Here is a 23,056-nt window from a genome sequence, read left to right as displayed (position 1 = left end):
AAAGGAGGGTCATGCACCAGACGACACCGGTCCGCCCGTTCATGCGGCGCGCGGACGAGGGCGACGACTTCTGGTTCCTGGGCAGCCTGGCCACGGTCAAAGCCGCCGGTGCGGCGACCCGCGGACGGCTCACGGTCGTCGAGTTCCTCAACCCGCCCGGGTTCGCGCCGCCCCTGCACCGGCACCTGGAAGAGGACGAGCTGTTCTACGTGCTGTCCGGCACCGCGCGGTTCGACTGCGACGGCGAGAGCTTCGCGGCCGGGCCCGGCGATCTCGTGCTCCTGCCCGTCGGACTGGCGCACACTTTCCTGGTCGGCCCCGACGATCCGTTGCGGAGCCTGCAGATCACCACGCCGTCCGGCTTCGAGGCGTTCGCCGCGGACGTCGGAGAGCCCGCGCTCCAGCGGCGGCTGCCGGATCCCGCCCCGGTCGATCCCGCGGCCCTCGGCCATGCCGCGGCCCGGCACGCGATCGAGCTGACGGGCCCGCCGCCGCGCCACTGACGATCCGCAGGCTCAAGGGAGCCGGAGGGGGGTTCCCCTGAGAAGCCGGAGCCCCCGGCACCCGTGACGGGTGCCGGGGGCTCCGGTTCCTGTCCGTTCCCCGAACGGTCCAGACGGCCCTGCTCTCCCCGCGGTCAGGCGCTCTTGCGGCGCTGGGCGCGGAGGATCGCCAGGCGCTCGTTGAGCACCTCCTCGAGGTCCTCGATCGTACGGCGCTCCAGCAGCATGTCCCAGTGGGTCCGCGGCGGCTTGGCCTTCTTGGCCTCGGGCAGCTCGCCGTCGACCCGCAGCGCGGTCACGCCGCACATGCGGCACTCCCAGGTCGCCGGGATCTCCGCTTCAGCCGCAAGAGGGACGTCGAATCGATGGCCCTTCGGGCAAATGTAGGACACCTCCTGGCGCGGGGCCAGATCGGTGTTGCGGTCGTTCTCGTAGCTGGTCGCCCCGAGTCGGGTACCGCGCAGCGCACGCTCGCCCATGTCTCAATGCCTCCTGAGGGCCCCGTCGTGAGGGGTTCGTCTCCCACGGCGTACAACGCTTGATACCGTGTGTGGATTCCCACCCACGACGTGATCCAATCGCGCGTTTTCAACGTGGTCGTCTGGAGACTCTTTTCTGGAGGTTTCACAGAGGTTCCCCGGAGCTTCCCCAGAGCTTCCTCAGGGGTTCCCCGAGGGGTCTCCTCAGATGCGCTCGGGCACCGGATTGCCCGCCGCGCGGATGGCCTTGGGCAGGTTGATGGCGGCCAGTCCGGCCAGGCCGATTACGAAGAAGATCAGCAGGGTGAGGATGCCGAGCCGGTAGCTGTCGGTCAGCTGGAGCGCCAGGCCGAGGGTGAACGAGCCGAGGAACGTCGAGCCCTTGTCGCTGATCTCGTACAGGCTGTAGTACTCCGCCTCCTTCCCCTTGGGGATCACGTGGGAGAACAGCGAGCGCGACAGCGCCTGGGTGCCGCCCATCACGATCGCGATGGCGAAGCCGAGCGCGAAGAACGCCGCCGCCGACCCCTTGGGCAGGAAGTAGGCCACCCCCACCACGATGGTCCAGGCCACCAGCGCGACCATCACGACCTTCTTGGCCCCGAAGGAGGAGGCCAGCCGGCCCAGCAGCAGCGCGCCGCCGAAGGCCACGAACTGCACCATCAGGATGGCGGCGATCCGCACCGTCTGGCTCAGGCCGAGCTCCTTGTCGGCGTAGGTGGCCGAGAAGGAGATGACCGTCTGCACGCCGTCGTTGTAGATCAGATAGACGATCAGGAAGGCCAGCGTCAGCGGGTACTGCCGCAGACCGGCGATCGTACGGCCCAGCTGCCGGAAGCTGCCGGCCATGACCTGGCCGGCGTTCTCGGTACCGCGGGCGAGGGCCCGCCGGTTGCGCAGCCGCAGCATCGGGATGACCGTGAACCCGCCCCACCACAGGCCGGAGGAGGCCAGCGCGATGCGCACCGCGTCGCCCTCGGCGATCCCGAAGGACTCGTGGTAGAGGAACAGCGCCAGGTGGATCGCCAGCAGCAGGCCGCCGCCGAGATAGCCGAAGCCCCAGCCCTGTGCCGAGACCCCGTCGCGCTCGTCGGACGTGGCGATCTCCGGCAGGAACGAGTTGTAGACCACGAAGGCGGCGGCGAAGCTGACGCTGGCGATGATGAACAGCCAGCCGCCCAGCATGTAGCGGTCGCCGGACAGGAACCAGAAGCAGACCGTGGCCCCCGCGCCCAGATAGGCGAAGGTGCCCATGATCTCCTTCTTGCGGCCGGTGTGGTCGGCCAGCGCCCCCACCACGGGCATCAGGATGATCTGCAGGATGGCGGCCACGCCCACCACGAACGAGTAGTAGGCGCTGGGCCGTACGTCGAACCAGAGCACCGGGATGTACTCCGCCCCGGCGGCCTTGGCGGCGCTCTCGGCGATCGTGGTCAGGTACGGGCCGAGGAACACCGTCAGGACGGTGGTGGGGAAGGCCGAGTTGGCCCAGTCGTACCAGTACCAGCCGCGTTGCTCACGGCGGCGGGCCTGGGGGGTCTCTTCGACGGCCGGTGAGGCGGTCATGGGCGGTCCTCGGTTCGTTCGGGGGGAGGAGGCCCGGTACGGCGGTGCGCCGCGCCGGGGGCGTCGCGGCCGGGTGCGCCGCGGCTGGAGATCGTCGGGTCGGATGTCGCCGGATCGGAGGTCGCCGGGCCCGGACGGGCCGGACGGCCGGATGTCACGGGAGAACGGACGGGGCCCGTCCCGGACGGGCGGCGGGCGGTCAGGCGGCGAGCTCCCGCGGGTACCACTGGCCCCGCGACCGGAGCACGTCGCGCAGGCCGGAGATGTTGTCGGTCATCACCCCGTCCACGCCCATGTCGAGCAGGCGCTCCATCGCCCGGGTGTCGTTGACGGTCCACACGTGGATCTGCATGCCGAGGGCGTGCGCCGTACGGATCAGGGCGGGGGTGGTGACCCGCAGCCCCCGGAAGCCCACCGGCACCTGCGCGCACGGTACTCCGGCGCGGGCCAGCCGGGTGAGCAGGCGGCCGTAGGCCGAGGTCACCGCGGCGGCGCGCAGCGTGGCCACGCCCCGCGGGCCGAGGGCCGAGCACACCTCCCGCCCGATCGCGGCGCGGGCGCGGGCGAGCCGCTCGTCGGAGAAGGAGGTCAGGCAGACGCGGTCGTAGGCGTTGGTCCGCCTGATCACCTCGGCCAGCGGGGCGATGGTCTCCGACTCCTTGACGTCGATGTTGAAGCGCGCCTGCGGCCAGGAGCCCAGCAGGTCCTCCATGAGCGGGATCTCCTCGACGCCGCCGATCCGGGCCTCGCGCACCGCCCGGTACGGCAGGGCGGCGATCCGGCCGGTCCGGTCGGTCACCCGGTCCAGGGTGTGGTCGTGGAAGGCCAGCAGCACGCCGTCGGCGGTGGCGTGGGCGTCGGTCTCCAGGTAGGTGTAGCCGAGCTCCACCGCGCGGGCGAAAGTCGCATGGGTGTTCTCCCGGCCTTCCGACGCCCCGCCCCGGTGGGCGAAGGCGAGCGGTCCCGGATGGTCGAGGAAGGGGTAACGGCGCTGCACGGCAGGAGTATGCCCGGTATGGGAGCGGCTCGTCATCGCACCTGGGTGAACGTTTGGGTCACGGGCCTTCAAAACGTCCCTTCCACCCGGTGACGCCGCCGATCCGGGACCGCGACGGCGCGCGAGAGCGTGTGACACCGAAGTGACAGCGGACTGAAAGCAGCGGGCGCCACTGTGGGCTCCGCCGGTTGAGGAATGTCCGGACGTCCGATTGGAACGGAGCAAAATGAATACCCGCGTGCAGGAGTTCAGCGTGCAGGACCGCTACTGCGGTCCGAAGGGGATGGTCAACGGCGGGTGGATCTCGGGTCTGCTGGCCGGTTACCTGCCGCCCTCGGGCGCGATCGAGGTGACGCTGCGGGCACCGACCCCGGTGGGCACCGGGCTGCGGATCGAGCGCGCCGGGGCCCGGGCGGAACTCTTCCACGGGACCGAGCTGCTGGTGGAGGCCGGACCGGCGCAGGAGGACCCGCTGCCGCCGCCGTTCGTCTCCCTCGACCAGGCCAGGAGGGCCGAGCGGCACTTCGTCGGGGCCGGATCCCACCCCTTCCCGGACTGCTTCGTCTGCGGAGACCGCGAGCCTGAGAACGGGATGCGCATCCGCCCGGGGGCGGCCGGCGCGCCGGGCACCGTCGCCGCCTCGTGGTTCGCCCACCCGGCCCTGGCCGAGTGGTCGGCGTCCATGCCGCTGACCCACGTGTGGGGGGCGCTGGACTGCCCTTCGGGCTGGGCGCACCTCGAACCGGGCGGGGTGGCGCTGCTGGGCAGGCTCACGGCCCGGGTGCACCGGCAGGTCGTTCCCGGCAGGACATACGTGGTCGTCGCCCGCAGGCAGGGACGGGAGCGGCGCAAGCTCTTCGCGAGCTCGGCGGTGTACGAGACGGACGGAAGGCTGGTCGCGGCCGCGGAGGCCACGTGGATCGAGATGTGAGCGGGGTGCGGTGGGCTATATGGCCGCCTTCTGGCGGGACGCCGTCAGGGCGGCCGCGGTGCGCTCGTCGGGGCTGGTGCCGCCCCACACCCCGTGCATCTGACGGGTGCTGACGGCGTAGTCCAGGCACTGCGCCCGCACCGGGCAGCGGCGGCAGACGGCCTTGGCGTGCTCATGCTGCATCTGCCCGGGGCCCTGGGGTGAGATGGGAAAGAACAACTCCGGATCCTCGCTGAGGCAGGCGGCCTGACGGGACCAGTGAGTGATGAAGGAGATATCGGTGTGAGAAGACATAGTTAATCCAATGAGTCTGGGAGAAACCCGACTACCGTCGGCCCAACTGCTCATTCGGATGCCCTTGCCTGTCGGGTTCATACGATTTCGGGAGAGAAAAATCCGTAAAATTAGGACCGGGAAATCATGATCGCCGCAGAAGCGAGACGACCGCCCGTTCCACTCCGCTCCGCGTGGCGAGCTGCCCGAAACCTGCTTCGGCGCCCAGTTCGGTGAGCGCCCGGGCGATCGTCCGCCCTCCGTTGTAGGCCGCGACGACGCGGGGATCCACGTAGGAGGCCCGGGCCACCGCGGGCGTGTTGCCCAGATAGCCGGCCACCTCACTCATCACCCTGGCCACCGCCTTGTCCCTGCCGCGCTTGGAGCGCATCCGGGCGGAGACGGCCAGGCCCACCGCGGCCAGCACGGTCCCGTGCCAGGTCCGGAAGTCCTTGGCCGACACCTCGAACTCGAAGGTCTCGCGCAGATAGGCGTTGATGTCGTCGCTGCGCACGTCCGTCCAGCCGGGGCCGTTCTCGTAGCGCAGCAGTTCCCCCTCCTCCCCGGCCCGGTGCAGGGAAGTGATCACCTTGCACACGTCCGTGTCGATGATCTCCACCTCGCGGTGCTTGCCGCCCTTGGCCGGATAGGAGCAGGTGACCCGCCCCCTGGAGCAGGTGACGTGCTCCATCCTGAGCGTGGCGAGCCCGAACGACTCGTAGGACTCCCCGCCCACCCGGAAGAAACCGACGTCGAGCATCCTGGCCGCCGCGGCGAGCACCCGCTCGCGCGTCAGCCCCGGCTGCTCCAGGTGCTCGGCGACGCGCTCGCGGAACTTCGGCAGCCGCTCGGCCATCTCCAGCACCCGGTCGAACTTGACCCGGTCCTGCTCCTGGCGCCAGACGTCGTGATAGCGGTACTGCCGGCGCCCGGCCGAGTCGGTGCCGACCGCCTGGATGTGCCCGTCGCGAGTCCGGCAGATCCACACGTCGGTCCAGGCGGGCGGCAGGGCCAGCGCCTTGATCCGGTTGAGGGTACGGCGGTCGCGGACCTGCCGGCCGTCGGCGTAGTGGTAGCTGAAACCCCGTCCCCTGCGGCGGCGCAGGATGCCGGGCTCGGCGGGATCACTCTGGCGCAGTTCGGTCATGGGCTCCCCTCTACCCAGACTCCCTCAAGCGAGACGGGCGGACGGGTCCCGTAAATGAAGAACTGGAAAAGGGGAATGTGCGTGTCCGGAACGCGTGGCGGAGCCGGGCGGACCGGTGGCCGCGGTGTTCGATCGGCTCGTGCCCGCTCGTTCCGCGGCGCACCGTTGGCGCGCCGTTTTCGTGGCACGCCGTTTCGCATCGCACTGTTTCACCGGCACACCGCCGGGATCGGGGAGGTTTCGTGGACAAGCTGACCGAAGAGGCCAAGGAGCTGTTCCGGCAGCCGTGGCACGCCTGGGTGGCCACCGTACGGCCCGACGGCTCCTTGCAGAGCACCGTCGTCTGGGTGGACGTCGAGGGCGACGACGTCGTGTTCAACACCGCCGTCGGCCGGGCCAAGGAGCGCCACCTGCGCGCCAACCCCCAGGTGTCGGTGAGCGTGCTGGACCCGAAGGACCCCTTCCACCTGGTGAGCGTCTCCGGCACCGCCGAGCTGGAACTGGAGGGGGCGGACGAGGTCATCGACCGCCTGGCGAACAAGTATCTGGGCGTGGAGACCTACCCCTACCGCCAGCCGGGGGAGCAGCGCATCACGGTCCGGGTGACCCCCCAGCGGGTGATCCACAACTCCGGCGGCTGAGCCGCCGCCCCGCCGCCGGGAGCTCCCCTTCCGGCGGCGCCCGCCGGGGCCGGACGTCGCTGCCCGCGGAGGCCGTACCCGGCGCAGACGCGTCGCGCCCGGCGGAGATCAGGAGCCGGGATGACGGCTAGCATGTCGCCCTGAACCGTGACAAACGGAAGGGCTGGGTGTTGAAGGATCTCGGAGACGGGTTCCGCGCCTTCTGGCGTGAGCGTCATCTGTGCACGCTGACCACCATGCGGACCGACGGCTCCCCGCACGTCGTCCCGGTGGGGGTGACGCTGGACGTGGACACCGCCACGGCACGCGTGATCTCCTCGGGGGGCTCCCGCAAGGTCCGCAACGTCCTGGCCGCCGCCGAAGCCGGGCGGGACGCCCTGGTCGCCGTCTGCCAGGTGGACGGGCGGCGCTGGTCCACCCTGGAGGGGTACGCGGTCGTCCGCCGCGACCCGGGGCCGGTCGCCGAGGCCGAGCGCCGCTACGCCGAGCGCTACCGCAAGCCCCGCGAGAACCCCGCCCGCGTCGTCATCGAGATCCAGGTCACCCGGGTGATGGGCAATGTCTGAGGCCCTCACCGTCGTCGGCATCGGCGCCGACGGCTGGGCCGGGCTGTCGCAGGCCGCCCGCCGCGAGCTGCACGCCGCCGAGGTCCTCATGGGCAGCGCCCGTCAGCTCGCGCTGGTCCCCGAGCCCACCGCCGAGCGGGTGGTGTGGCCCTCGCCGCTGCTGCCCGCGCTGCCCTCGCTGCTGGCCGCCCACCGGGGCCGCCGCGTGTGCGTGCTGGCCAGCGGCGACCCCATGTTCCACGGCATCGGCACGACGCTGGTGCGCCTGCTGGGTCCCGGAGGGGTCCGGGTGCTGCCGCACCCGTCGTCGGTCTCGCTGGCCTGCGCCCGCCTGGGCTGGGCCGCCGACCGGGTCGAGGTGGTCAGCCTCGTGACGGGCCCCGTCGAGGCGCTGCGGGCGGTGGCCGGACCGGGTCGCCGCGTGCTGGTCCTGGGGGCCGACGGCCGCTCCGCCGGCCAGGTCGCGCAGCTGCTGAGCGCCGACGGGTACGGCGCCAGCCAGATGACCGTCCTGGAACGGCTCGGCGGTCCCGAGGAGCGTCTGGTCTCCGGGACGGCGGAAGGCTGGGCGCTGCCGGTGACCCAGGATCTGAACATCGTCGCCGTGGAGTTGCGGGCCGGTCCCGGAACGGTCCCGCTGCCCTGCGTCCCCGGCCTGCCCGACGCGGCGTTCGAGCACGACGGCCAGCTCACCAAGGCCGAGGTGCGCGCGGTGACGCTGTCCAGGCTCGCCCCCGTCCCCGGCGAGCTGCTGTGGGACGTCGGCGCCGGGGCGGGCAGCATCGCGATCGAATGGATGCGCGCCCACCGGGCCAACCGCGCGGTCGCGGTGGAACGCGACCCCGAGCGCGCGGCCAGGGCCGCGCGGAACGCGGCCGGGCTCGGCGTCCCCGGCCTGAACGTGGTGAACGGGCCCGCCCCCGACGCGCTCGCCGGGCTGGAGCAGCCCGACGCCGTCTTCGTCGGCGGCGGGGTGACCGTACCCGGGGTGGTGCAGGCCTGCTGGCGGGCGCTGCGGCCGGGGGGCCGCCTGGTGGCCAACGCGGTGACCGTCGAGTCCGAGGCGGTACTGGCCTCCTGGCACGGCGAGCTGGGCGGCGACCTGGTACGGCTGGCGGTCAGCAGGGCCGCCCCGGTGGGGGGCTTCACCGGGTGGAAGCCCCTGATGCCCGTGACGATCTGGACGGCGATCCGGCCGCAGGAGGAACGATGACGATCCGCTTCATCGGGGCGGGGCCCGGCGCCGCCGACCTGATCACCGTGCGCGGCCAGAGGGCGATCGCGGCCTCGCCGGTGTGCCTGTACGCCGGGTCGCTGGTGCCGGAGGAGCTCCTGCGGGACTGCCCGCCCGGCGCCCGGCTGGTGGACACCGCGAACATGACGCTGGAGGGGATCGTGGCGGAGATGCTCGCCGCCCACCAGGCCGGTCACGACGTGGCCCGGCTGCACTCCGGAGACCCCTCGGTGTTCAGCGCGATGGCCGAGCAGATGCGCCGGCTCGACGCCGCGGCGGTGCCGTACGAGGTGATCCCCGGGGTGCCGGCCTTCGCGGCGGCGGCGGCCTCGTTGAAGCGCGAGCTGACCGTCCCCGGAGTGGGGCAGACGATCACGCTGACCCGGACCTCGGCCAGGGCCACTCCCATGCCCGACGGGGAGGACCTGGACACGCTCGGCAGGAGCCGGGCGACGATGGTGCTGCACCTGGCCGTGCAGCGCGTCGAGGCGGTGGTGGAGGAACTGGTCCCCAACTACGGGGCCGACTGTCCGGTGGCGGTGGTGGCCAGGGCCAGCCGCGACGACGAGGTCGTCCTGCGCGGCACCCTCGCCGACATCGCCGGGCAGGTCCGGGCCGCCGGGATCCTGCGGACCGCCGTCATCGTCGTCGGCCGCGTCCTGACCGCCTCGGAGTTCCCGGACAGCCATCTGTACTCGGACGCCCGGTGCCGTCCCGTGTTGAGCCGGTCATCGAGTGATGAATAAGACTAATCATAATTTTTTAGTATTTTTCTAAGAAACCAATGCGGAGTCGTGACCTCTCCCGTAACAATGACCTCCGGCACGCGGACCCACCGAAGACGTCGTCGAGCCGGACATGATCCGGCGCGGAGGTCGGGATCATGGCTAGTGCACACTCCTCGGGCCGGGGCGTACGAGGCGCACAGAGAGCACGCCGCCGCAGGGTGCGATTAGGCGCCCGCGCCGCCCTCGTCTGCGCCCTGCTCGCGGCGGTCCCCGTCGTCGTGGTCGCGATCCGGGGCAGCGAGCCCCCGCCGGTGTCCGGGCGGACCGTCCTGGCCGCGGTGGAGGAGGATCGGGAGACCTCCCTGTGGCCGGACAGGGGCGAGATCGAGAACGCGGCGTCCTACTCCGGGCCCCCGGTCGAGCTGGGCACGCGGTTCACCGCCCGGCGCGACGGCTGGGTCGCGGGAGTGCGGTTCTACAAGATCGGTGCCGTCGGCGGCGACTACACCGGAAGCCTCTGGGACTCGCGGGGCCGCAGGCTCGCCCGGGTCGCCTTCGGCCCGACCGGCGCCGTCGGCTGGCAGGAGGCCCGCTTCGCCACACCCGTGGCGGTGAAGGCGAACCGGGTGTACACGGTCTCCTACCGCAGCCGGAGCGGCGCCTTCGTCGGCACCAGGTGGGCCAGGCCCGTCACCTCGGGCCCGCTGAGCACGCTCGCGTACCGGTCGGGCGTCTACACCTACGGCGGCGGTTTCCCCGACCGGTGGAACCGCAGGAACTACAACTACTGGGTGGACGTCATCTTCCGCTGGCGCAGCCCCGGCATGCCTCCCCCCACGGCCACGGCGACACCCGCGCCGTCCGCGCCGTCCGTGACGCCCACCGCGGCGTCGCCCACGGTGGTGTCGCCCACGCCCGTGGAGCCGACCTACAGCGCGACGGTGACAGTCGAGCCCGTACCGAGCCTCACGCCCAGCACCGGCCCTTCCGCGACGCCGACCGAGACGGCCACGCCGACCCCCGGCCCGACGGAGACCACGGCGACCCCTGCTCCGACGGTCACCGGGACGGCGACCCCTGCTCCGACCGCGACGGTGAGCACCGAGCCTCCGCCGCGCGGCGCCTGCCCGGACCATCCGACTCCGGCGTGCACGGGCGTGCCGCCCGGCACGAGGCTTAAGGAACTGCCGCTGAGCTTCTACGGCGACACCTACCGGGTCACCCAGGACAACACCGTCCTGGACGGCGTGCACATCCCCGGCGACCTGCTGATCACCGCCGACAACGTCGTCATCAGGAACAGCCGGATCGACGGCGGCGTACAGGACGAGTACGCCCGCAAGACCTACTCCTTCACCATCACCGACTCCGTCGTCGGCCCGGAGACCGGCTGCCTGACCGCCCCCGGCATCCAGACCGCCAACTTCACCGCCGAACGCGTGCACATCCGCGGCCACGGCGACGGCTTCAGCGTCTCCGGTGACAACGTGCGCATCGAGGACTCCTACGTGCTGCTGTGCTCCAACCCCGGCGACCACGGCGACGGCATCCAGACCATCGGCGCGGGCAAGGGACTGGTGGTCCACCACAACACCTTCGACCAGCGCCGGGCCAAGGACGTCACCTCGCCGATCTTCCTGGTCGACACCGGTACGGTGGACGTGGAGGTGACCGAGAACCTGGTGATGGGCGGCACCTACAGCATGCGCCTGCTGCACGCCAACGGAAAACAGATCATGAAGGGCAACAGCGTGGTGGACAAGTCCTGGGAGTACGGCCCGCTGGTGGTCGACTGCGCCCGGGTGGATTTCTCCGGCAACAAGCTCGTCAGGATCGATCAGAACTACCGCATCACCTCGGTCGTGTCCCCGCTGAACTGCACCTGACGGCACGCCGTACAGGACGGGTACCCGGACATATCGCCATTTTTCGTGGTCCGGTTTTCTTACTCCTGTAGGCGTTTGCCGGATATGGCGTCGAGGGCACGGCTATCGTGGCGGCACCCGTCGACGCCGTTCTGGGAGATCACCGTGTCCGAACAGCTTTGGCCTGCCCGCGTCCGCGCCGAATTCGCGCAGTGGGTGCTGGATCTGCGTGCCGAGTATCCGGGAGTCGGCGCGTCGCTGGACCAGCACGTCGCCGCGGTGCGGCACTCGCTGGCCGAGGTGGGGCAGCAGTTGAACGTCGCGGGGCTGCTGGGATATCTGATCGGTTTCTGGGACGGTGCGCACGACAAGGGCTGGCGGGCGCCGCAGCCGGGTCAGCCGCTGGACTTCGCGGCGCTGCGGCTCAGCGCGCTGTGCTTGATGCTGGAGGGGGAGCCCGCCGTCTGATCCGACCCGTCCCGGGAGGGGTGGGGCGTTTCCGCGAACCGGAGACGGGTCCCCGCGAACCGAGAGGTCTCCGGGAGCCGGGAGGGACGGCCCCGTAAACCGAGGGTGGGACGTCTCCGTTGACGTCCCACCCTCGGTTGCCCGGTCATGCCTCACCCGGGACTCCCGCCCGGGCGGACGGGAACCTCGGCCTCAGCTCTGCGGCGGTGCCTGGCCGGGGTAGGACTGCGGGCCGGGCATGGGGTGCACCGCACCCTCGACCGGCACCTGCGTCGGCGCCTGCGGGGCCGGCGCCTGGGTGGCGCTGCCGGCGCTGGCCGGACGGGCGGCCTCGGGCACCTCGACGGTGGCCATCGCGTCGGCGCGGCCGCGGTCGTAGGCGGCGGCCTGCTGACGGATGACACCGGTCTCGGCCTCGGCCCGGTTCAGCCAGTTCTCCCAGCGCTGGCGCATGGGGCCGATCAGCCCGCCGCCGACGCCGACGATGAGGATGCCGGCCACGGTGGCCAGGAAGGCGATCAGCACCGGCGTGGTGACGGTAGTGGCCACCTCGATCTGGTTGAGCGCGGCGATGACGCCCAGGCCGATGATGAACACCGAGGCGACGGTGGCCAGGGCGCGCCCGTAGGACAGCCCGCCCAGCGCACCGGAGATGATGTCCTTGACCGCGCGGGCGATCGCGGTGGCGATGACGATGATGATGATGGCCACCGCGGCCTTGGGCAGCCAGGCCACCACGCCCGCCAGCAGGTCGCTGATCGGGTTGGGACCGAAGACGGAGAAGCCGATCTGCAGGGTGATCAGCAGCACCGCGTAGTAGATGAGCTTGGCGATGAGGTCGGAGGCGTCATAGCGGCTGCGCTGCAGCGCGCGGCCGACACCGCCGCGCTCGACCCACCGGTCGAAGCCGACGCGTTCCAGGACGGCGTCGACGGCTTTGCGCAGAAGCTTGGCGATCAGCCAGCCCACCAGCAGGATCACCAGGAAGGCGAGGAACTTGGGGACGAAGGTGACGATCGACGACCAGGCGTCGGCGATGCCTCGCCCGAAATCGACGGGAGCGGCCATATGGGGGGCCTCCTGATACTTCGGGGGGTGCCCGCCGCAAGGCGGGCCGTTCGGTGGCCTCGGCTACCCCGTGATCGCCGCCTTATACCAGAACCGCATTCGATCTGTTACCCAGAGCATCAGCCGCCCTGGCCGCGGGCTTGAGAGCGGGTGTGGACGATCGGAGCGGTGCGGGGTTTTGTCCCAGCGGTCTGCGACGCTGACCCACGACGGAATCGATCGCCGCGATGGGAGTGGGACGTGGGCTTCGTGGGCGAGGTCTGGCGGGTGCTGCGCGGGGAGGAAACGGTCGGGGAGATCGCCGTCGCGGACACCGACTTCCCCTGGCTGATCGGGGAGTTCACCCCCGGTCCGGCGTTCGCCGCGACCAGGCACCTGTTCGATCGCGACCTCGAGTCGATGGACCGGGAGGACTGGGACGGCTGGGAGGAGACGTACCGGGAGATCCGCCGGGCGCTGACGCTGGTGTCCCCTTCCGGACCGGTCGCGGAGTTCATCCTGCACGTCGAGGAGGGCAAGGCCTGGTTCCGCTGGAGCGCCGAGCCGTTCGAGGAGTCGTAGCGGTTGGAGGGGGTGCGGCCGTTCGAGGGGCACGGGGAGCCGGGCGTCAGTCGTCCTCCTTCTCGTTCAGCGGGCGGACCTCGGCGACGGGCGTGCCGGACGGGCAGGTCACCTGGACGGCGGCGCTGCGGTCGTCCGACTCGAAGACGACCGAGACGGTGGCGGCGGGGCCGCGCTCGACCTCCTCGACGCCGTACCCCTGGGCGGGCGTCCACGACAGCAGGAGCGCCCGGCCGGCGTCGCAGGCGGCGGCCACCGATCCCTCGGCGTAGGCGAAGTTGCCGGTGGCCGCGTACGGTCCCGACGGGCTGGGGAAGGCGACGGCCGGGGGAGGGGAGGGGCTGGTCAGGGCCTGCTCGACCTCCCGCAGGGTCATGGACCGTACGGCCTGGCCGGTGATGTCGGTGCCGATCAGGGACACCGCCCAGATCCCGGTGAGAGTGGTGAGGGCGGCGGTCGCGAGCCAGCCGCCCGCGGCGAGCAGGGCGCGCCGGCCGTCCGTGGAGAACAGTCTGTGTCGGCCGTCCGCGGAGAAGAGACCGCGCCGGCCGGGCTCGGAGGTCGGATCCCTCCGGTCCTCCGGTGTCCCGTCCCGCGTGGTCAGTCGCATCAGTCGGTTCCCTTCGGTCCTGGGCTGTCCGTGGGAAGCTCTTTTCCACTCCGCCGCGTCATTATCCGGCCCGGGAGAGGGTAGTGCGCCGACGTGGCCCACCTGCTCCTTGTCGAGGACGACCCCCAGGTGAGATCCGCGCTGACCCGCGCCCTCGCCGACCACGGTCATGCCGTGACCTCGGCCGCGGCCGGCATGCCGGGGCTCACCCGGGCCCTGGAGGACCGGCCCGACCTGGTCGTGCTCGACCTGGGCCTGCCCGACGTCGACGGATGCGAGGTCCTGCGCATGCTGCGGGCCGTCGCCGACGTCCCGGTCATCGTGGCGACCGCGCGCGACGCCGAGCCGGAGATCGTCCGGGCGCTCGACGCCGGAGCCGACGACTACGTCGTCAAACCGTTCAGCGCCGCCCACCTGGACGCGCGGATCCGGGCCGTGCTGCGCCGGGGCCGCGACGCCGGAGCCGAGGCCGCGCCGGTACGGGTCGGCGGGCTGCTCATCGACCCGGCGGGCAGGGAGGCGTTCCTCGACGGGACCCGCCTCGAACTGACGCCCAAGGAGTTCGACCTGCTGCACTATCTCGCCGCCCGCCCCGGCCAGGTCGTCTCCAAGCGGGAGCTGCTGGCCGAGGTGTGGCGCATGGCCTACGGCGGTGGGGACAAGACCGTCGACGTCCACCTGTCGTGGGTGCGCCGCAAGCTCGGGGAGAGCGCCCACCGGCCCCGCTATCTGCAGACCGTCCACGGCGTCGGCGTGAAGCTCGTCGACCCGCAGGCCTGAGCGGCCGCCGGATGAGGCGACGCCTGGCCCTGCTCGCGGTGGCGACCGCCTCGCTGGTTCTGGTCGCCTTCCTCGTGCCGCTGGCCGTACTGGTGCGGACGCTGGCCGCCGAGCGGGCCACGGCCACCGCCACCACCTGGGCGCAGTCGGTGGCCACGGCGGCGGCGCTGGGCGACCAGGACACCCTCGACGCCACCGTACGGCAGGCCAACGGTTCCGGCGGCGGTATCCCGGTGACGGTCTTCCTGCCCGGCAACCGGTTCCTCGGCGCCCCGGCGGCCCGCGGGCCCGGCGTCGAGCTCGCCGCGCGCGGGCGCAGCATCACCGTCGACACCCCGGCGGGCCGGGAGATCCTGGTGGCCGTGCAGGGCGGGGCACGCGGCACCATGGTCGTGCGCGCCTTCGTCGGCCAGGAGCGGCTGCGGCAGGGCGTCGGGCGGGCCTGGCTCGTGCTCGGCCTGGTCGGGCTGGCGCTGCTCGGCGTGGGCATCGCCGTCGCCGACCGGCTCGCCCGCTCGCTGATCCGGCCGGTCGGCGAGGTTGCGGGCGTCTCCCGGCGGCTGGCCCGCGGTGACCTGGACGCGCGCGTGGAACCGGCGGGCCCGGCCGAGATCCGCGAGGTCGGCAGCGCGCTCAACCATCTGGCCGCCCGCATCCGCGAGCTGCTCGCCCGCGAGCGTGAGGCGGTCGCCGACCTGTCCCACCGGCTGCGCACGCCCGTCACGGCGCTGCGGCTGGAGGTCGACACCATGCGCGACAAGGACGAGGCGGCCCGGGTGGAGCAGGCCGTCGACAGCGTGCAGCGGATGGTCGACCAGGTCATCCGCGAGGCGCGCAGGTTCGACCGGGACGGGGTGCCGAGCTGCGACGCCGCCCAGGTCGTCGCCGAGCGCGTCGCCTTCTGGTCCGCGCTGGCCGACGACCAGGACCGGCCGCTGCGGGCGGACATCGCCGACGGGCCGATCACCGTGGGGGTGAGCGGCCCGGAACTGGCGGCCTGCGTCGACCTGCTGCTGGAGAACGTCTTCGCCCACACTCCCGACGGCACGCCGTTCTCCGTCGAGCTGGCGGCCCGGCCCGAGGGCGGGGCCCGGCTGGTGATCGCCGACCGGGGGCCGGGCTTCGCCCATCCGGCGCCGGTCGACCGCGGGGCGAGCGGGGGATCCTCCACCGGCCTCGGACTCGACATCGCGCGCCGTACCGCCGAGGACTCGGGCGGGCGGCTGCTGGCCCGCTCGCTCCCCTCCGGGGGCGCCGAAGTGACCGTCGAACTCGGCTCCGGCCCGGCTTAACGATTCTTTAGGAATCTTGCAGGACCTCGCTAGCAGCCCGGCAGGCAATCTCGGAGAGTCACCGCGAATCCTCAGGAATCGCGACATCACCGATAATGGAGCAGTCCTGATGCGTAAGCCAGTGATCGTTTTTACCGGACTCGCCCTCGCCGCGCTCGTGGCCGGAGGCGGGGTCGCCCTCGCCGAGATCGACTCCGACTCCGAGTCCCCCTCTCCCACGGCCACGGCCACCCCGGCCCCGGAGACCGACGACGCGGACGCCTCGGGGGAGGCCGAGGACGACGCGGACCTCACGAGCAAGCCCGCCGTACTGGCCGAGCAGGCCCAGCGGACCGCGCTCGAGCGGGTGAGCGGCGGCTGGGTCGTCTCCGCCGAGCTGGGCGCCGACAACGGCACCGCCTCGTGGGAGGTCGAGGTCGCCGACGGCGCCGGGGCCGCGAAGGAGATCGTGGTCGACGCCACCACGGGCAAGATCGTCTCCGAGGCGGCGGCCGGTGCCGACGACGCCCGGGAGAACGAGGCCCAGGAGGCTCAGGAGAACGAGCAGGACGACGACTGACGGCGATCAGCGACGTCGGACGGCGCCGGGCGGCGGGGTCCCGCCGCCCGGCGCCGAACGGGTATTAGTGCGTGGTCGCGGCGGCGCGCCGGGCGTGTACTGACACAGGCGCCGCCCGGAAGGGGACCCCGGGGGCGCCTCATATCCATGCGATGGGGGAACCTCCCGTGAAATCCGTCCTGGTGTGCATCGCCAAGTTCGCTCTGCCGGCCGCCGTCGCCGGCGCCGTCCTGGCCGGGCTGACCCCGGTCTCGGCCACGCCCGCCACACCGCCCGCCGTACCGCAGCCCACGCAGGCCCGGCCCGATCCCACCGCCACGGCTCTGGCCGAGCCCGCTCCCCTCGTGCCGTCGCCCACGCAGGCCCGGCCCGACCCCACCGCCACGGCCGTGGTCCAGCCCACGCAGCTCGACGCGAACGGCCCCGGGCGGTGACGACCGGCGCTTCGACGGTGCGGGACCGGTCCGCGCCCTGTTCCCGTCCGGCCGTGCGATCGTCTCCGCCGCCCGGTCCGGCAGGTCAACGGGCCGCGTGGCCCGCGCGGTGCCGGCGTACCGCGTCGCGGTTGGCGCACCGCTGGGAGCAGTAGCGCTGCCGCCCGGTACGGGAGGTGTCGGCGAAGATCGTGGTGCATCCGGTCACGGCGCACCGCCGGAGCCGGTGCATGCCGCGTCCCACCAGGTGCAGCGCGGTGCCCACCGCGATGAGCGCGGACAGCACCGAGCCGAGCGGCTGCCGGTCGTCGCGGTAGTGCAGGTGCCAGCCGCTGCCCGCGTGGTCGGTCAGCCGCGGGTGGGCGGCGGACTCCGCCAGCATGCGGTTGACCAGCTCGGCGCGCTCGTGCTCGCCGGTCGCGTCGACGACCCTCTCCCACGCCTCCAATACGGCGTGCGTACGCTCCAGGTCCTGCGGCGTGACGGGGTGCTCAAGCGCGAGCCCGGCGGCCCGGCAGCGGTCCGCGAGTTCCCCGGCGGTCGCCGGGCGCCGGTTGGCCAGGTCCGCGGCCAGGTTCACGGCATCCTCGCCGTAAGGGTTGAGATGCATAAGACCATTACATCAGTCTGATCCGCATGACGCATCACACCGATGTACGGCCGCCGTCGCAGGACGACGTCGCCGAACTCGTCCGCCCGCGGCATCGGCACCGTCGAGCAGTGGTTCCCCGGCCCCCACTCGCGCAACGGCCGGGTCGGGCACGTGATCGGCGTGGTCACCGACCCGGCGTACCGGCGGCGCGTCATCCGGAGCGGGGAGCCGGATGAGCGGCGGCGAGCCGGCGCACCGCACGTGGCGATACCGGTGGGTCGTCCTCGGGGTCGCCACCTTCACCCAGGCCGCCTCCGGGTTCTTCGTGCAGGGCATCGGGGCGATGGGCGTCCACCTGCAACGTGATCTGAGCCTGAGCACGGCCCAGCTGGGCCTGTTGCTCTCGGCCGCCCAGCTGGTCCCCCTGGCCGGCCTGCCGGTGGCCGGGAAACTGCTGGACCGCTACGACGAGCGCTGGGTCGTCGGAGCGGGCGCCTGCGTCGTCGCCGTGAGCCTGGGGGCGGGCAGCGCGGCGCAGGGATACGGGTCCCTGCTCCTCGTCCTGCTGATCGTGGGCGCGGGATACAGCACCGTTCAGCCCGGTGGCAGCAAGTCGGTGGCGTCGTGGTTCGACGCCTCCCGGCGGGGGCTGGCGATGGGGATCCGCCAGGCGGGCCTGCCGCTGGGCGGCCTGCTCGCCGCGGCCGTGCTCCCCGCCCTGGCCGCCGCGCTCGGCTGGCGTGTGACGCTCGTGGCCGGCGCGCTCGTCGCGCTGCTGGGAGCCGTCGCCTTCATGGGCCTCTACCGTCGGCCGCCCGCCCGAAGCCTCCGCCGGTACGGCACCCCTCATGGCGGCGGCGTCCCTCGCGATGACGGCGTCCCTCGCGATGACGGCGTCCCTCGTGACGACGGCGCTCTTCATGGCTCACAGCCGCGTGTCCCGCTCGCATCGCGGTTCGGCACCCGGCTGCGGCCGCTCCGCGACCCGGCCACGGTGAAGATCATCCTGTCCGGGACGAGCCTGGTCACGGTGCACAGCGGCATAGGCGTCCTGACCGTGCTGCATCTCCACGAGGTGACGGCTGTCGGGGCGGGTACGGCGGCCCTCGTCCTGGTGGCCGCCCAGGGGGCGGGCGCCGCCGGCCGCATCTGCCTGGCGGCCTGGAGCGACCGCAGCGGGTCCGGGCGCTACGCCTCCGTCCTGACCTGCATGGCCGCTGTGACCGCGGGGATGCTGGCGCTCATCACTCCCCTGGGGCGTTCGCCGGTGGCGGCCTGCCTGGTGTTCGTCTGGCTCGGATTCTTCGGGATCGGCTGGTACGGACCGTGGGTCGCCTACGTGGCCGAATCGGCACCACCGGGCAGGACGGGATCCACCCTCGGCTCGGCGATGGCCGTCAACCAGATCGCCGTCGTCGCGGCGCCGCCCGCGCTCGGCCTGCTCAGGGATCTGACCGGCGCTTTCACGCCGGTCTGGGTCCTGCTCTCCGTGATGACCGCCCTCGCCCTGACGGTCACGGCCCGCGCGGGACACACCGGACCGGGTCACGGCGGGGGACCGGCCGCGGGTTCGCCGGTGAAGGTCCGGAAGAGCCGTTCGTGATCGATTCCGACCGTGATGAACGTCCGGCTTCCGGGGGCCGGGAGCGCGCCCCACGCGCCGCTCGCGTCCTGGACCATCTCGACCCGCGCCCAGATGGCGGCGGTGTGGTCGATGGCGAGGCAGGCCGCGGTGGGGTCGTGGAGCAGTTTCCCGCCCGGCTTCTTGCGCAGGTAGCGCTCCATGCCCTCGAACAACAGGGACAGGCCGGCGGAGCGCTCGCGCAGGGGCCGTAGCCGCTCGTGGAACCGCCGGTCGTAGACGACGCCGTGGGTGACGTTCTTGGAGACCAGCTCCCGCCGCCCGAAGCGGTCGCCCGAGGACAGCGCGAGCCTGGCCGCCCGCGGATCGCCGTTGAAGTTGAACGTCGGGCACGTGAGACGGCCCTCGAACTTGGGCAGCCGGTGCTCGGGGGCCACGACGTTGTCCCCGGCGAACCCGCCCTGGGCCACCCAGCGGCTCAGCCGTATCCGCGGGTGCTCGTCGAGCAGCCGCCCGAGGTTGCGCAGCGGCCCGCCGGTCAGCAGGACGGCGTCGGGATGCTCGCGCACGGTCCGGGCGATCAGCTCGGCGGGCGCGGCGTCGGCGTCCGCCGGAGGAGGAGTGCCGAGCCAGCGGTGGTGGAAGGCCGACACGTGCTCCCTGCCGGTTGCGGGATCGTCGGCGCCGACCGGGACGTCGTCGCGTCCCAGCCGCCCGAGCACGTGTCTGACCAGTCCCACCTGCGCCGGGGAGCCGGGGGTGACCGTGACGGCGCGCAGCCGTACCTCCGGGTGCGTCGCGACCAGGCAGAGGGTCAGCACGTCGTCGGGGTCCTGGGTCTCCAGGTCGAAAAGCAGATCCAGTGTCACGCGGCGCCACCTCGTCTCCGGCCGTACGGTGCCCCCTAATCAGGGGGCACCCACGGTTCCAGAGACTCCCGCGTATGGCGTCACCACACAGGACGGGCCGTCGCCGGTGCCGGGTCACCATGCGGGCGCGTGCCGGTCAGTCTCCTGACGGAGCGGCCGTCATCCGCGTGAGGGACACCGTACGGCGCCGCCCTCCGGGCGGATGACGGCGGGGAGGCTCAGTGGTGGCCGGGCACCGTCACGGGTGCGCTGAACGGGAGCACGAAGAGCGGTCCCGTCACCACGGCGCGCTCGCTGCCCGGGCCGAAGGGGAGATCGGCGATCTGCCGGCAGGTGCCGCGATCCTCGATCCCGTAGACGGCGTTCCGGCCGTCGCGTCCGGAGTTGAAGCGGCCGATGAGCGAGATGCGGTCCCGCACCCTTCCCTTCTCGTCGACGAAGAAGCCGTGGATCGGCGCCGTGGCGGAGAAACCGTCGGCGGTCAGGACCTCCTGCACCAGGTCGGAGATCAGGAAGCGCAGCGTCCTGCCCTCGGCGTCGGTCACGGTCCCTTCGAGCACGCCGACGAACGGGGTGAAGATGCCGGGTGAGCCGGTGGCGAAGCCCTCGGTGTAGGGCAGCGGCCGCTTGGCGAACTGCGAGATCCGCCAGGTGCGTTCGAAGGTGCCGGTCCTGATGGTGTACGTGCCGTTCTTGCACTCGAAGGGGCGCAGCGTGCGCCCGGTGAGGTCGATCGTCTGCCGCTCGATCGGGTTGCCGCCGGCCGGGTCGCCGAACCTCTCCTCGTCGATGCGCACGTCGATGTCGCGCGGCGAGAGCTTCAGCACGAAACCGGGGCCGATCGCCGTGACCCGGAACCGGCTCTCCTTGATCTTCAACCCGGGGGCGCCGGGCTGTCCGGGGCCGCCGGGCCGCGCGTGAGCGGCGGTCGCGGGCAGGAGGCCGACGGCCAGTGCGGCGAGAACGGTGACGGCGCTTCGGATGACGGGGGCAGCGGGACTCATGGGCCCTCCCTCGCAGTCGCGATGATCAAGGCATCGTATAGCGGGCGCCGAGGGCATGTCGATCATGCGGGCCGGCCGGGGCCTCGCCGAGAGGCATCGTCGCTGGTCACTGCTATATTCACGCGACGCGGCACACCCTCGGGGGGTCCGCGATGTGCGGTTCCGGAACGGACGGAGAACGATGACCCCTGAGCGGCGCCCGGTCACGCGGGAGGAACTCGAGAAGGCGGCCCGGGGGCGGGCCAGGCTCGAAGACGTCGTCACCTCGGACCCCGGCCTCACCGGCGTCTGGCTGCCCCGCCTTGAGGCGGACTTCCTGGACGCCTCCGGGGCGGACCTGTCCGGAGCCAACCTCTCCAACGCCCACCTCATGGACTGCGACTTCGCCGGCGCCCGATGCGGCCGGGCGGGGTTCAGCGGAGCCACGCTCTTCCAGTGCCGGTTCGAGAACGCCACCGGCGACGGCGCCTCCTTCTTCGGCGTGCAGTCCACGATGAGCCAGTGGCGGCGGGCCGACCTTCCCCGAGCGTCCTTCCAGCAGGCGCTGCTGTCGCACGCGGACTTCCAGGAGGCGGGCCTGGAGGAGGCGGCGTTCGACCGGGCCGACGGTGAGGCGGTGACCTTCCGCGGCGCCCGGCTCGCCCGCGCGTCGTTCCGGGGTTGCGGGCTGCCGGGAGCGGACTTCCGCGGGGCCGACCTGCGGGAGGCGGACTTCAGCCTCGCCGATCTCACCGGCGCCGACTTCACCGGGGCTGTGCTCGACGGGGCGATGTTCGGCGGCGCCGTCGTCGATTCCGCGCGTTTCGACGGAGACGGGCCCGCCGTCGAGCCGCCTCCGCCCGCCGTCGACCGTGCCTCGGCCGTACGGGAGTACCTGCGCCGCGCCGACGGCCGGGGGGCCGTCGAGCTCTACCGCCGCCGCCCGGAGGCCTGGGTGTGGGACGCACTGGACGGGCGGGACCTGGACCGGGCCGCGACCGGGGAACTGCTCCGGCTGCTGCTCGCCGACGACGCGCTGCTCGTGCTGCACCGTGCCTGCCGGGCCACGGCGGACCTCGCCCGGCGGGAGGGCATGGCGCTCGACGTCGTGGAGGAGCTGTCGGCGCTGCTGGCCTGCGGCACCGCGGTGCACGCGCCCGAGCACGGGGGCCAGAGGCGCTTCACCATGGACCCCGGAGGGGAGGCCGCGTTCGCCCTGGGCCGGCTCATGCGCCACCCCGGCACCGGGCCGGCCGCCGAGGCGGCACTGCGCACGGGCCTGGAGGGCAAGGCGGCCGTGACGGAGCGCTGCGCCGCCGGTCTGGTGGTGCACCTCGCGGGGGAGGGCAGGTGGGCGGAGATCGGCGAGATGCTCTCATCCGACAGGCCGCGGGTCCGCAAGGGTGTCGTCCTCGGCCTCGAACGGCATCTCGCCGACGCGGGCCGGACCGCCAAGGACGCGGAGACGAAGAAGCCGCCGCCGCAGGACGTGCGCTCCGCCTTCGCACTGCTGGAGGAGCTGTGCGCGCACTCCGACCCCAAGATCGCCGGGCTCGCCCGGACGCGCAGACGGTCCGTTGACTGGATCCGCCGCTGCTTCACCGGTTTCGACGGTCCGTAACCGCAAGCGCCTCGGCGGTCCGCCGTAGGGAAACGGTGACATGCGGCGGACAACGCGCGCATATCCGGCGCCGATCGTGGTTCGTCATGAACGAGCCACGCATGATCCCAGCTCGGCCCCGTGATCGGCTCTACGCCGTGCTCACGCTGGTGCTCGCCGTGTTCCTGCTGCCCGCGGCGTTCCTGCGCCGTCCCGGCCGGGCCCGCGAACTGGCCTGCCGCTGGGCGCTGAGAATGCGATTTCCCGCCGAGGACCTCACCGGGCTCACCGACGGCGCCCTGGCCGCGTTCACCGCGGCGCGCACCCGGGCGCTGTGGCGTCACGGTCAGCTCATCGGCCTCACCTCGGGATACCGCGATCCCGCCGTCCAGCAGCGGATGTTCGACGAGGAGGTGCGCCGCTCCGGCTCCCCGGCGTCGGCGCGCATGCTCGTGCTGCCGCCGGCGCAGTCCGGCCACGTCAAGGGCGTCGCGCTGGACGTGCGTCCCCATGAAGGCGCGCGCTGGCTGGAGGAACACGGCGCCCGCTACGACCTGTACCGCATCTACGACAACGAGTGGTGGCACTTCGAGTACCGCCCGGACAGCGGCGGCAGGCCGCCGCGACGGCTGCCCCACCCCGGCGCGGGCCATGCCGGCGAGGCCGTGACACAACCATGACGTGGCGCTGACGAGGCGGGGACACGGTCGGCCGACAGTGGACGGGGC

The 23,056-nt window shown here is 72.4% G+C and carries 26 protein-coding genes; 16 read left to right on the top strand and 10 right to left on the bottom strand.

Annotated features, from left to right (window positions below):
• Positions 1-11: 11 nt before the first annotated feature.
• Positions 12-503: a cupin domain-containing protein gene (locus Pta02_RS17355; RefSeq protein ID WP_203875876.1), complete on the top strand. Its 492-nt coding sequence runs from the start codon at positions 12-14 to the stop codon at positions 501-503.
• 134 nt (positions 504-637) lie between these two features.
• Here Pta02_RS17355 and Pta02_RS17350 read toward each other — a convergent pair whose 3' ends face one another.
• The 3 genes from Pta02_RS17350 to Pta02_RS17340 form a co-directional block, all read right to left on the bottom strand.
• Entirely contained in the window at positions 638-982 is a 345-nt protein-coding gene (locus Pta02_RS17350) for an RNA polymerase-binding protein RbpA (protein WP_203875875.1), read from the bottom strand.
• A 204-nt stretch (positions 983-1,186) separates the two neighbouring features.
• The gene (locus Pta02_RS17345) at positions 1,187-2,548 is read right to left on the bottom strand and encodes an MFS transporter (RefSeq protein ID WP_203875874.1); all 1,362 of its coding nucleotides are present in this window, start codon (positions 2,546-2,548) and stop codon (positions 1,187-1,189) included.
• 199 nt (positions 2,549-2,747) lie between these two features.
• Entirely contained in the window at positions 2,748-3,545 is a 798-nt protein-coding gene (locus Pta02_RS17340; RefSeq protein WP_239130799.1) for a glycerophosphodiester phosphodiesterase family protein, read from the bottom strand.
• A gap of 226 nt (positions 3,546-3,771) precedes the next feature.
• On the opposite strand from Pta02_RS17340, the gene Pta02_RS17335 reads away from it, so the two are divergent.
• Positions 3,772-4,476: a PaaI family thioesterase gene (locus Pta02_RS17335; RefSeq protein ID WP_203875872.1), complete on the top strand. Its 705-nt coding sequence runs from the start codon at positions 3,772-3,774 to the stop codon at positions 4,474-4,476.
• Positions 4,477-4,491: 15 nt separating this feature from the next.
• Here the strand turns inward: Pta02_RS17335 and Pta02_RS17330 are convergent, their stop codons facing one another.
• Together Pta02_RS17330 and Pta02_RS17325 are read right to left on the bottom strand one after the other, a co-directional pair.
• Positions 4,492-4,770, bottom strand: coding sequence for a WhiB family transcriptional regulator (locus tag Pta02_RS17330; RefSeq protein WP_203875871.1), 279 nt, complete (start codon positions 4,768-4,770; stop codon positions 4,492-4,494).
• Between the two features lie 124 nt (positions 4,771-4,894).
• Complete coding sequence (locus Pta02_RS17325) at positions 4,895-5,896, bottom strand: DNA topoisomerase IB (protein WP_203875870.1); 1,002 nt, start codon at positions 5,894-5,896, stop codon at positions 4,895-4,897.
• 242 nt (positions 5,897-6,138) lie between these two features.
• Here Pta02_RS17325 and Pta02_RS17320 point away from each other — a divergent pair, with 242 nt between their 5' ends.
• The 6 genes from Pta02_RS17320 to Pta02_RS17295 all read left to right on the top strand — a co-directional run bounded on the left by Pta02_RS17320 (position 6,139) and on the right by Pta02_RS17295 (position 11,398).
• On the top strand, positions 6,139-6,537 hold the full coding sequence (locus tag Pta02_RS17320) for a PPOX class F420-dependent oxidoreductase (RefSeq protein WP_203875869.1): 399 nt from the start codon (positions 6,139-6,141) through the stop codon (positions 6,535-6,537).
• Positions 6,538-6,704: 167 nt separating this feature from the next.
• The gene (locus tag Pta02_RS17315; protein WP_203875868.1) at positions 6,705-7,103 is read left to right on the top strand and encodes a pyridoxamine 5'-phosphate oxidase family protein; all 399 of its coding nucleotides are present in this window, start codon (positions 6,705-6,707) and stop codon (positions 7,101-7,103) included.
• Complete coding sequence (cbiE, locus tag Pta02_RS17310; protein ID WP_203875867.1) at positions 7,096-8,316, top strand: precorrin-6y C5,15-methyltransferase (decarboxylating) subunit CbiE; 1,221 nt, start codon at positions 7,096-7,098, stop codon at positions 8,314-8,316. The genes Pta02_RS17315 and cbiE overlap by 8 nt, the downstream gene beginning before the upstream one ends.
• Entirely contained in the window at positions 8,313-9,083 is a 771-nt protein-coding gene (gene cobM / locus Pta02_RS17305; RefSeq protein WP_203875866.1) for a precorrin-4 C(11)-methyltransferase, read from the top strand. Before cbiE ends, cobM begins: the two co-directional genes overlap by 4 nt.
• A 200-nt stretch (positions 9,084-9,283) precedes the next feature.
• On the top strand, positions 9,284-10,951 hold the full coding sequence (locus Pta02_RS17300; protein WP_203875865.1) for a DUF4082 domain-containing protein: 1,668 nt from the start codon (positions 9,284-9,286) through the stop codon (positions 10,949-10,951).
• 144 nt (positions 10,952-11,095) lie between these two features.
• Positions 11,096-11,398 (top strand): DUF6401 family natural product biosynthesis protein, encoded by a 303-nt coding sequence (locus tag Pta02_RS17295; protein WP_203875864.1) that lies wholly within the window; start codon positions 11,096-11,098, stop codon positions 11,396-11,398.
• 192 nt (positions 11,399-11,590) lie between these two features.
• Here the strand turns inward: Pta02_RS17295 and Pta02_RS17290 are convergent, their stop codons facing one another.
• Positions 11,591-12,466: a mechanosensitive ion channel family protein gene (locus Pta02_RS17290; RefSeq protein ID WP_203875863.1), complete on the bottom strand. Its 876-nt coding sequence runs from the start codon at positions 12,464-12,466 to the stop codon at positions 11,591-11,593.
• Positions 12,467-12,706: 240 nt separating this feature from the next.
• Here Pta02_RS17290 and Pta02_RS17285 point away from each other — a divergent pair, with 240 nt between their 5' ends.
• Positions 12,707-13,027 carry a hypothetical protein gene (locus tag Pta02_RS17285; RefSeq protein WP_203875862.1) on the top strand — a complete coding sequence of 107 codons (321 nt, stop codon included), beginning with the start codon at positions 12,707-12,709 and terminating at the stop codon, positions 13,025-13,027.
• A gap of 46 nt (positions 13,028-13,073) precedes the next feature.
• Here the strand turns inward: Pta02_RS17285 and Pta02_RS17280 are convergent, their stop codons facing one another.
• Complete coding sequence (locus tag Pta02_RS17280) at positions 13,074-13,637, bottom strand: hypothetical protein (RefSeq protein ID WP_239130797.1); 564 nt, start codon at positions 13,635-13,637, stop codon at positions 13,074-13,076.
• Between the two features lie 93 nt (positions 13,638-13,730).
• On the opposite strand from Pta02_RS17280, the gene Pta02_RS17275 reads away from it, so the two are divergent.
• From Pta02_RS17275 to Pta02_RS17260, 4 genes are all read left to right on the top strand, one after another.
• Complete coding sequence (locus Pta02_RS17275; RefSeq protein ID WP_203875861.1) at positions 13,731-14,417, top strand: response regulator transcription factor; 687 nt, start codon at positions 13,731-13,733, stop codon at positions 14,415-14,417.
• 11 nt (positions 14,418-14,428) lie between these two features.
• Complete coding sequence (locus Pta02_RS17270; RefSeq protein WP_203875860.1) at positions 14,429-15,709, top strand: HAMP domain-containing sensor histidine kinase; 1,281 nt, start codon at positions 14,429-14,431, stop codon at positions 15,707-15,709.
• Between the two features lie 109 nt (positions 15,710-15,818).
• The gene (locus tag Pta02_RS17265; protein ID WP_203875859.1) at positions 15,819-16,268 is read left to right on the top strand and encodes a PepSY domain-containing protein; all 450 of its coding nucleotides are present in this window, start codon (positions 15,819-15,821) and stop codon (positions 16,266-16,268) included.
• 167 nt (positions 16,269-16,435) lie between these two features.
• A complete protein-coding gene (locus Pta02_RS17260) occupies positions 16,436-16,702 on the top strand; it encodes a hypothetical protein (RefSeq protein WP_203875858.1) in 267 nt (88 codons plus the stop codon).
• A gap of 85 nt (positions 16,703-16,787) precedes the next feature.
• Here the strand turns inward: Pta02_RS17260 and Pta02_RS17255 are convergent, their stop codons facing one another.
• A complete protein-coding gene (locus Pta02_RS17255) occupies positions 16,788-17,312 on the bottom strand; it encodes a CGNR zinc finger domain-containing protein (RefSeq protein WP_203875857.1) in 525 nt (174 codons plus the stop codon).
• A 214-nt stretch (positions 17,313-17,526) separates the two neighbouring features.
• On the opposite strand from Pta02_RS17255, the gene Pta02_RS17250 reads away from it, so the two are divergent.
• Positions 17,527-18,897, top strand: coding sequence for an MFS transporter (locus Pta02_RS17250; protein WP_203875856.1), 1,371 nt, complete (start codon positions 17,527-17,529; stop codon positions 18,895-18,897).
• Here Pta02_RS17250 and Pta02_RS17245 read toward each other — a convergent pair.
• Both Pta02_RS17245 and Pta02_RS17240 read right to left on the bottom strand, forming a co-directional pair.
• The gene (locus tag Pta02_RS17245) at positions 18,840-19,745 is read right to left on the bottom strand and encodes a nucleoside hydrolase (protein WP_239130795.1); all 906 of its coding nucleotides are present in this window, start codon (positions 19,743-19,745) and stop codon (positions 18,840-18,842) included. The two genes, Pta02_RS17250 and Pta02_RS17245, sit on opposite strands and share 58 nt — an antisense overlap.
• Positions 19,746-19,963: 218 nt before the next feature.
• Complete coding sequence (locus Pta02_RS17240; protein ID WP_203875855.1) at positions 19,964-20,749, bottom strand: hypothetical protein; 786 nt, start codon at positions 20,747-20,749, stop codon at positions 19,964-19,966.
• A 181-nt stretch (positions 20,750-20,930) separates the two neighbouring features.
• Between Pta02_RS17240 and Pta02_RS17235 the strand changes: the two genes are divergently transcribed.
• Together Pta02_RS17235 and vanY-N are read left to right on the top strand one after the other, a co-directional pair.
• A complete protein-coding gene (locus Pta02_RS17235) occupies positions 20,931-22,349 on the top strand; it encodes a pentapeptide repeat-containing protein (RefSeq protein WP_203875854.1) in 1,419 nt (472 codons plus the stop codon).
• Positions 22,350-22,450: 101 nt separating this feature from the next.
• Positions 22,451-23,008 carry a D,D-peptidase/D,D-carboxypeptidase VanY-N gene (vanY-N, locus tag Pta02_RS17230; RefSeq protein WP_239130793.1) on the top strand — a complete coding sequence of 186 codons (558 nt, stop codon included), beginning with the start codon at positions 22,451-22,453 and terminating at the stop codon, positions 23,006-23,008.
• Positions 23,009-23,056: the final 48 nt, after the last annotated feature.

Source organism: Paraplanobispora takensis (assembly GCF_016863195.1).
In the GTDB taxonomy this organism is placed as follows: Bacteria; Actinomycetota; Actinomycetes; order Streptosporangiales; family Streptosporangiaceae; genus Planobispora; species Planobispora takensis.
Note: the sequence above shows the minus strand (reverse complement) of the source record. Positions and strands in the feature narration are given on the sequence as shown.

Excerpts from the sequence above, each read along its gene's own strand:
- Pta02_RS17355 (WP_203875876.1), top strand. The coding sequence starts at position 12 with ATGCACCAGACGACACCGGTCCGCCCGTTCATGCGGCGCGCGGACGAG.
- Pta02_RS17350 (WP_203875875.1), bottom strand. The coding sequence starts at position 982 with ATGGGCGAGCGTGCGCTGCGCGGTACCCGACTCGGGGCGACCAGCTAC.
- Pta02_RS17345 (WP_203875874.1), bottom strand. The coding sequence starts at position 2,548 with ATGACCGCCTCACCGGCCGTCGAAGAGACCCCCCAGGCCCGCCGCCGT.
- Pta02_RS17335 (WP_203875872.1), top strand. The coding sequence starts at position 3,772 with ATGAATACCCGCGTGCAGGAGTTCAGCGTGCAGGACCGCTACTGCGGT.
- Pta02_RS17330 (WP_203875871.1), bottom strand. The coding sequence starts at position 4,770 with ATGTCTTCTCACACCGATATCTCCTTCATCACTCACTGGTCCCGTCAG.
- Pta02_RS17325 (WP_203875870.1), bottom strand. The coding sequence starts at position 5,896 with ATGACCGAACTGCGCCAGAGTGATCCCGCCGAGCCCGGCATCCTGCGC.
- cbiE (WP_203875867.1), top strand. The coding sequence starts at position 7,096 with ATGTCTGAGGCCCTCACCGTCGTCGGCATCGGCGCCGACGGCTGGGCC.
- cobM (WP_203875866.1), top strand. The coding sequence starts at position 8,313 with ATGACGATCCGCTTCATCGGGGCGGGGCCCGGCGCCGCCGACCTGATC.
- Pta02_RS17290 (WP_203875863.1), bottom strand. The coding sequence starts at position 12,466 with ATGGCCGCTCCCGTCGATTTCGGGCGAGGCATCGCCGACGCCTGGTCG.
- Pta02_RS17280 (WP_239130797.1), bottom strand. The coding sequence starts at position 13,637 with ATGCGACTGACCACGCGGGACGGGACACCGGAGGACCGGAGGGATCCG.
- Pta02_RS17270 (WP_203875860.1), top strand. The coding sequence starts at position 14,429 with ATGAGGCGACGCCTGGCCCTGCTCGCGGTGGCGACCGCCTCGCTGGTT.
- Pta02_RS17265 (WP_203875859.1), top strand. The coding sequence starts at position 15,819 with ATGCGTAAGCCAGTGATCGTTTTTACCGGACTCGCCCTCGCCGCGCTC.
- Pta02_RS17255 (WP_203875857.1), bottom strand. The coding sequence starts at position 17,312 with ATGCATCTCAACCCTTACGGCGAGGATGCCGTGAACCTGGCCGCGGAC.
- Pta02_RS17250 (WP_203875856.1), top strand. The coding sequence starts at position 17,527 with ATGAGCGGCGGCGAGCCGGCGCACCGCACGTGGCGATACCGGTGGGTC.
- Pta02_RS17240 (WP_203875855.1), bottom strand. The coding sequence starts at position 20,749 with ATGAGTCCCGCTGCCCCCGTCATCCGAAGCGCCGTCACCGTTCTCGCC.
- Pta02_RS17235 (WP_203875854.1), top strand. The coding sequence starts at position 20,931 with ATGACCCCTGAGCGGCGCCCGGTCACGCGGGAGGAACTCGAGAAGGCG.
- vanY-N (WP_239130793.1), top strand. The coding sequence starts at position 22,451 with ATGATCCCAGCTCGGCCCCGTGATCGGCTCTACGCCGTGCTCACGCTG.